The sequence below is a fragment of the Streptococcus sp. UBA3373 genome (assembly GCF_002360305.1).
In the GTDB taxonomy this organism is placed as follows: Bacteria; Bacillota; Bacilli; order Lactobacillales; family Streptococcaceae; genus Streptococcus; species Streptococcus alactolyticus.
The window spans coordinates 1-7,119 of the sequence record NZ_DEQF01000026.1 but is presented as its reverse complement, the minus strand read 5'-3'; the positions used below and the strand labels follow the sequence as shown (position 1 = coordinate 7,119).

The 7,119-nt window shown below is 40.2% G+C and carries 7 protein-coding genes and 1 tRNA gene; 7 read left to right on the top strand and 1 reads right to left on the bottom strand.

Annotated elements, in window-relative coordinates; translation table 11 throughout:
- The first annotated feature begins 34 nt into the window (after positions 1–34).
- The 5 genes from B3R79_RS03805 (at position 35) to tsf (ending at position 3,380) form a co-directional block, all read left to right on the top strand.
- Positions 35–105 (top strand) — tRNA-Cys (locus B3R79_RS03805).
- Between the two features lie 58 nt (positions 106–163).
- On the top strand, positions 164–715 hold the full coding sequence (locus B3R79_RS03800; protein WP_349677280.1) for an ATP-binding cassette domain-containing protein: 552 nt from the start codon (positions 164–166) through the stop codon (positions 713–715).
- 83 nt (positions 716–798) lie between these two features.
- Positions 799–927 carry a hypothetical protein gene (locus tag B3R79_RS03795; RefSeq protein WP_293693849.1) on the top strand — a complete coding sequence of 43 codons (129 nt, stop codon included), beginning with the start codon at positions 799–801 and terminating at the stop codon, positions 925–927.
- A 541-nt stretch (positions 928–1,468) separates the two neighbouring features.
- Entirely contained in the window at positions 1,469–2,236 is a 768-nt protein-coding gene (gene rpsB, locus B3R79_RS03790) for a 30S ribosomal protein S2 (RefSeq protein ID WP_154454912.1), read from the top strand.
- Positions 2,237–2,342: 106 nt separating this feature from the next.
- Positions 2,343–3,380, top strand: coding sequence for a translation elongation factor Ts (gene tsf, locus B3R79_RS03785; protein WP_154454913.1), 1,038 nt, complete (start codon positions 2,343–2,345; stop codon positions 3,378–3,380).
- Between the two features lie 132 nt (positions 3,381–3,512).
- Here the strand turns inward: tsf and B3R79_RS03780 are convergent, their stop codons facing one another.
- Positions 3,513–3,977: a COG2426 family protein gene (locus tag B3R79_RS03780; protein WP_168261184.1), complete on the bottom strand. Its 465-nt coding sequence runs from the start codon at positions 3,975–3,977 to the stop codon at positions 3,513–3,515.
- 233 nt (positions 3,978–4,210) lie between these two features.
- Between B3R79_RS03780 and B3R79_RS03775 the strand changes: the two genes are divergently transcribed.
- Both B3R79_RS03775 and B3R79_RS03770 read left to right on the top strand, forming a co-directional pair.
- Complete coding sequence (locus tag B3R79_RS03775; RefSeq protein ID WP_168261183.1) at positions 4,211–4,672, top strand: CtsR family transcriptional regulator; 462 nt, start codon at positions 4,211–4,213, stop codon at positions 4,670–4,672.
- Positions 4,669–7,110 carry an ATP-dependent Clp protease ATP-binding subunit gene (locus B3R79_RS03770; RefSeq protein ID WP_293693845.1) on the top strand — a complete coding sequence of 814 codons (2,442 nt, stop codon included), beginning with the start codon at positions 4,669–4,671 and terminating at the stop codon, positions 7,108–7,110. Before B3R79_RS03775 ends, B3R79_RS03770 begins: the two co-directional genes overlap by 4 nt.
- Positions 7,111–7,119 lie beyond the last annotated feature (9 nt).

Sequence of the window (7,119 nt, the reverse complement as noted above, 5' to 3'; positions counted from 1 at the left end):
CATTTAGATTTTAAGGTAGAATATTATTTGTTATGGCGGTATAGCCAAGTGGTAAGGCACGGCTCTGCAAAAGCTTGATCGTCGGTTCAAATCCGTCTACCGCCTTTTAAGACACGAAATAAAAAGTCCGATTTTGTTGGGCTTTTTATTTTTTTATACGTAATTGAGTTTATTGCTGTCTGTTCATCGACACAGGAAACATGAAGTCTATTTTGGAGATATTTCTCTTACTCAAAATCCAGTTTTATCCAGAATGAATATTTCGATGATGCCTCAATTGCATGCTCCACTAAAAGGAATATCAATTAAACAATCAGTAACTGCAATCGGTAGAATAAGGGGACTTTCTAATGGAGTACTACAACAGGAAGTTAATGAGATACTCCAAAAATTAGATATAAAAAAGAGGGAAAATAAAACTGGGGAAAAGCTCTCCGGTGGGTTAAAACGACTAACATCGTTTGCGATGGCTGTTATTTCTCCGCCTAAAATTATTTTATTGGATGAACTAACGAATGATGTTGATCCAATAAGAAGGCATAAACTATGGTCATATCTAAAAGAGCTAGCTTCTAAAGGGCATATAGTTGTTATAGTAACGCATAATATCTTAGAAGTTGAAAAGTATGCAGATAAGTACTACTTATTTGAAAATGGAAAAGTTAAAACATATGGAAATGTAAGGGAATTATCGGTTAGTTCAAAAGTATCGTAAGATTTTTAGTTAAATCGAAGTGGACTTTAGAGGATTTTCCATTTGAATATGCGATCAATATAAATGGTGAAGTGGAGTGTCAATTGGATAATCAAAAGGTTTCTAAGCTATTTGAATGGATGGCAGATAGAATTGATAAGAAATTGATTTCGTATTACAGTGTGGCTACTGAAACTTTAAACGATAGTTATGGAGAGTTGGCTGAAAAGTAATCTACAACAATCATGAGTTTAATGACGTGGAGTTATATCAGGAATAAATCGCTAATCATTCTTTGTAGCATTGTTCAAGTCCTAATTTAATGACTCTGACAACACAGTTAATTTTGATGATTGGTTTACTATTTTCCCCATTCTTTTTCCAGCAAGAAGAATTCCGATGATCATTTTGAAGGTATATAGATTTTTGCCATTTGTTCCATCTGGCGATTTAATTAGGAATAGTGTTTTTGGAGATCAAGTTATTTCAGTTAGTCAGATTATCACGTTAGTTGTGTGGTTAATCATCTGTTTTTTGTTATCGTTAAAGTGTCTGAATAAAACGAATTAGACTAGTAATCCCCCCCCCTAAATAAACGCTTGGTGATAGGATATTTGACTTGTCAAAAAAGGGTAGATGTGGTAAAATTAGCTTGTTGTATTATGCAACAAATACTCATTCTAGATGTATTGTGACTCTGTTGCTCATCACGAGTGGATTTGCAAGATGAAGTCTAGAAGAGGAAAAAAACATTATAAAAAGGAGAAACTACTCATGGCAGTAATTTCAATGAAACAACTTCTTGAGGCTGGTGTTCACTTCGGTCACCAAACTCGTCGCTGGAACCCTAAGATGGCTAAATACATCTTCACAGAACGTAACGGTATCCACGTTATCGACCTTCAACAAACTGTAAAAATGGCTGATGCAGCTTACGACTTCGTTCGTGATGCAGCTGCTAACGATGCTGTTATCTTGTTTGTTGGTACTAAAAAACAAGCTGCTGATGCTGTGAAAGAAGAAGCAGAACGTGCTGGTCAATACTACATCAACCACCGTTGGTTGGGTGGAACTCTTACAAACTGGGACACTATCCAAAAACGTATCGCTCGTTTGAAAGAAATTAAACGCATGGAAGAAGATGGAACTTTTGAAGTTCTTCCTAAGAAAGAAGTTGCTCTTCTTAACAAACAACGTGCTCGTCTTGAAAAATTCTTGGGTGGTATCGAAGATATGCCTCGTATCCCAGATGTAATGTACGTTGTTGACCCACATAAAGAACAAATCGCTGTTAAAGAAGCTAAAAAACTTGGTATCCCTGTTGTTGCAATGGTTGATACAAACGCTGACCCAGATGATATCGATGTTATCATCCCAGCAAACGATGACGCTATCCGTGCGGTTAAATTGATCACTTCTAAAATGGCAGATGCTATCATCGAAGGACGTCAAGGTGAAGATGCAGATGTTGATTTTGCATCAGAAGCACAAGCTGATTCAATCGAAGAAATCGTTGAAGTTGTAGAAGGAGACAACGACTAATTTTTTAGGCTTTAGATAGGCTTAAATAGGCTTTAAAACGGGGCAGAAAGCAAACCGCTCTGTCTCGTTTTTATTATAAAAACAAACTTCCTGGAGGACTTAAGAAATGGCAATTACTGCAGCTCAAGTAAAAGAATTGCGCGAAAAATCAGGTGCTGGTGTCATGGACGCCAAAAAAGCCCTTGTTGAAACTGATGGTGATATGGAAAAAGCAATTGAATTGCTTCGCGAAAAAGGGATGGCTAAAGCAGCTAAAAAAGCTGACCGCGTTGCTGCTGAAGGCTTGACTGGTATTTATGTTGACGGAAATGTTGCAGCAGTTGTTGAAGTTAACGCTGAAACAGACTTCGTTGCGAAAAACGCTCAATTCGTTGAATTAGTTGAAGCAACAGCTAAAGCTATCGCAGAACAAAAACCTGCTAACAATGAAGAAGCTCTTAAGGTGACTTTACCTTCAGGGGAAACTTTGGAGGCTGCTTATGTTAACGCAACAGCAACTATCGGAGAAAAAATTTCATTCCGTCGTTTTGCTATTGTTGAAAAAACTGATGACCAATACTTTGGTGCTTACCAACACAACGGTGGACGTATCGGTGTTATCACAGTTGTAGAAGGTGGCGATGATGCTCTTGCTAAACAAGTATCAATGCACGTTGCAGCGATGAAACCAACAGTTCTTTCATACGAAGAACTTGATCAAGAATTCATCCACGATGAATTGGCTCAAATGAACCACAAAATCGACCAAGACAACGAATCACGTGCAATGGTTAACAAGCCAGCTCTTCCACACTTGAAATTCGGTTCTAAATCACAATTGACTGATGAGGTAATCGCTCAAGCAGAAGAAGATATCAAAGCAGAACTTAAAGCAGAAGGCAAACCAGAAAAAATCTGGGATAAAATCATTCCAGGTAAAATGGACCGCTTCATGCTTGACAACACTAAAGTTGACCAACAATATACACTTCTTGCACAAGTTTACATCATGGACGACAGCAAAACTGTTGAACAATACCTTGATTCAGTAGGTGCTAAAGTGACAACTTTTGAACGCTTCGAAGTTGGGGAAGGTATCGAAAAATCAGCTAACGACTTCGAATCAGAAGTTGCAGCAACAATGGCAGCCGCTCTTAACAACTAAGAAACGGTGTCTAACTAAAAAGTCTGAGCTACTAGCTCAGACTTTTTTTATTTGGTAGAAAGTATTTTTCAAATAAGAAGTTAAGACGTTTAAAAGAACTTAGGTTGCCCCTAAGCTCTTTTGATTGATTTTTTAGCTGATTGTCCCTAGACCAAAGACGGTTAATGTCCCCATGATGATACCTGCGAGGATAACTCCAAGCATAACGGCAATAACACTTTGTTTGAAATTCCAGTCAAGGATTGAGGCTGCTAGAGTCCCTGTCCAAGCTCCTGTACCAGGAATTGGAATACCGACAAATAAAAGTAAAGCGATAAAGACCCCACGGTCGCCAGCAGCTGCTTCTAATTTTTGACCTCCGCTATGACCTTTCTTCAAGCACCATGTAAAGAAACCACCGATAACAGGTTTATCTGCTCCCCATTCAAGCACACGACGGGCAAAGAAAAAAATGATTGGCACAGGTATCATGTTACCAAAGACCCCGATAATAAGTGCTTGCCACATTGGGATACCAGTTGCGATAGCGTAAGGAACGGCACCACGCAATTCGATAAGAGGTACCATAGCAATTAGAAATGTAATGAGATAATTCATTTAGTCACTTATAACCTTTCGTTTGTTTCAGATTTTATTTTATCTTATATTAGAAACAAACACAACTAAAAATGAATAATTATAGCATGAAAATAATAGCCTGGAAAGTTTGCTAAGAGTTTCATGATATTTGGGGGCTTTTCATTTATAAAAGACCATAATTTTGATATAATAATAGTCAATTATAGTCAAAGACAGACCTTTGAGGTCTTTTGCTTGAAAGGAGGAGTCTAGTGGCTAAAAATACATCGGACTGTATTGAAGAATATATAAAGCAGCTATTAGCTCAATCAGGTATTGCTGAAATCAAACGCTCAAACTTGGCTGATACCTTTCAAGTCGTTCCTAGCCAAATTAACTATGTGATTAAGACACGTTTTACCGAAAGTCGTGGCTATACGGTTGAAAGTAAGCGAGGTGGGGGTGGCTATATTCGTATCGCGAGGGTGCGTTTTTCAGACCGTCATCAATTGTTTGGTAATCTGATGGCACATATTGGGGAGCGCATTAGTGAACAGGTCTTTACGGACTTGATTCAGCAGCTTTTTGAAGAAAAGATTATCAGCGAGCGTGAAGGGAATTTAATCTTGGCAACGGCTTCAGATGAGGTTCTCGGAGAAAACGCCCCAGAGATTAGAGCGCGGATGTTGCGCCGAATTTTACAAAGATTAGATAGAAAAGGATTTCATTTATGAGTGAGTACTCGTTAAAAATGCAGGAGGTTTTCAATGTCGCGCAGTATCAAGCAGCACGTTTTGAAAGCCCCTATTTAGAGAGTTGGCATGTGCTATTGGCCATGGTAGCTGTACATGATTCAGTAGCAGGTCTTACCTTTGCAGAATACCAAAGTCGTATTCCTTATGAAGAATACGAAGCAGCGGCTGTTTTGGCACTAAATAAGTCACCGTTGGAACGTGTTGAGCAGATGCGTTTTGTGGAACAATCAAAAGCGCTTAGCGATGTTCTTGACTTTGCACAAGAGATTAGTGTTGTGACGGACGACATTGAAGTTGGGACAGAGCACGTACTTTATGCCATGCTGTTAAACTTGGATTTGTTTGCGACACGTTTATTGGAAGTGGCTGGTTTCAAGCAGAAAGAAGACGGCGATTCGGTTCGTTTGATTGATTTGCGTAAGAGCTTGGCACGTCATGCGGGCTTTACCAAGGAAAATATCAAAGCCATTCATGAGCTTCGTAAACCGAAAAAAGCAAGCATGGGTGGTGCTTTTTCAGACATGATGAAACCGCAATCCACTGCAGGAGAACTGTCTGATTTTACGCGTGATTTGACGGAAATGGCACGTCAAGGAAAGCTTGAGCCCGTTATCGGACGTGACAAAGAAATTTCACGAATGGTGCAAGTGCTTAGCCGTAAAACTAAGAACAATCCTGTCTTGGTGGGAGAAGCTGGTGTTGGTAAGACAGCTTTGGCTTATGGTTTGGCGCAACGCATTGTCAATGGAGCGATTCCATATGAATTGCAAGATATGCGTGTCTTGGAATTGGACATGATGAGTGTGGTTGCTGGCACGCGTTTTCGTGGGGATTTTGAAGAGCGCATGAATCAAATCATTTCAGATATTGAAGAAGATGGTCATATTATCTTGTTTATTGATGAAGTGCACACGATTATGGGGTCAGGGTCAGGCATTGACAGCACCTTAGATGCGGCAAATATCCTAAAACCTGCCTTGGCGCGTGGTACCTTGCACATGGTGGGTGCAACAACACAAGAAGAATACCAAAAACACCTTGAAAAAGATGCTGCGCTTTCTCGTCGTTTTGCGAAAATCACGATTGAAGAGCCAAATGTTGAAGATGCTTATCAGATTTTGTTGGGCTTGAAGAAATCTTATGAGGACTTCCATAATGTCACCATTTCAGATGCCGCTGTTTTGACAGCTGTTAAATCTGCTCACCGTTATTTGACCAGCAAAAACCTACCTGATTCTGCTATTGATTTGCTGGATGAAGCCAGTGCAACCGTGCAAAGTTTAGTTAAGAAAGAAGCGCCAGCGATGTTGACGCCTGCTGACCAAGCCATTTTAGATGGCGATTTTGCTTTAGCGACAAGCTTGCTCAAAAAGGCAGATACCAAGGTGAAACGTAAACCAACACCTGTCACAGAAGATGATATTATGGCGACTTTAAGCCGTTTGTCAGGTATTCCTTTGGAAAAAATGACCCAAGCCGACAGCAAGAAATACCTGACCCTTGAAAAAGAATTGCACAAGCGTGTTATTGGGCAAGACGCGGCCATTTCAGCAATTAGCCGTGCAATTCGCCGTAATCAAGCAGGTATTCGCACAGGCAAACGTCCAATTGGTTCCTTCATGTTCCTTGGTCCAACTGGTGTTGGTAAAACTGAATTGGCGAAAGCCCTTGCAGAATTGCTCTTTGATGACGAATCAGCTCTTATCCGCTTTGATATGTCGGAATACATGGAAAAATTTGCGGCGAGCCGTCTTAACGGTGCCCCTCCAGGCTATGTCGGCTATGAAGAAGGCGGCGAATTGACTGAGAAAGTTCGTAACAAACCGTATTCAGTGCTTTTGTTTGACGAGGTGGAAAAAGCTCACCCTGACATTTTCAATGTGCTTTTGCAAGTTTTGGATGACGGGGTTTTGACAGACAGTCGTGGTCGAAAAGTGGATTTCTCAAACACCATTATCATCATGACCTCAAACCTTGGTGCGACAGCTTTGCGCGATGAAAAGACTGTTGGTTTTGGAGTGCGTGATATGGCACATGATTACGAAGCCATGCAAAAACGCATCATGGAAGAGCTCAAAAAAACTTACCGTCCTGAATTTATCAACCGTATTGATGAAAAAGTGGTCTTCCATAGCTTGACGCAAGACAATATGCGTGAAGTTGTGAAAATCATGGTGAAACCATTGATTGCAACTCTGGCTGAAAAAGGTGTGACCTTGAAATTCCAACCATCAGCCCTTAAATATTTGGCTGAATTGGGTTATGACCCTGAAATGGGAGCACGTCCGCTCCGCCGAACCTTGCAAGACAAGGTGGAAGATAAGCTATCAGAACTCATCTTATCAGACGAATTAGCAAATGGTGATACTCTAAAAATCGGGGTTGCCAAAGGCCAGCTGAAATTTGATATTGTTTAGTCAAAAAAA

Excerpts from the sequence above, each read along its gene's own strand:
- rpsB (WP_154454912.1), top strand. The coding sequence starts at position 1,469 with ATGGCAGTAATTTCAATGAAACAACTTCTTGAGGCTGGTGTTCACTTC.
- tsf (WP_154454913.1), top strand. The coding sequence starts at position 2,343 with ATGGCAATTACTGCAGCTCAAGTAAAAGAATTGCGCGAAAAATCAGGT.
- B3R79_RS03780 (WP_168261184.1), bottom strand. The coding sequence starts at position 3,977 with ATGAATTATCTCATTACATTTCTAATTGCTATGGTACCTCTTATCGAA.
- B3R79_RS03770 (WP_293693845.1), top strand. The coding sequence starts at position 4,669 with ATGAGTGAGTACTCGTTAAAAATGCAGGAGGTTTTCAATGTCGCGCAG.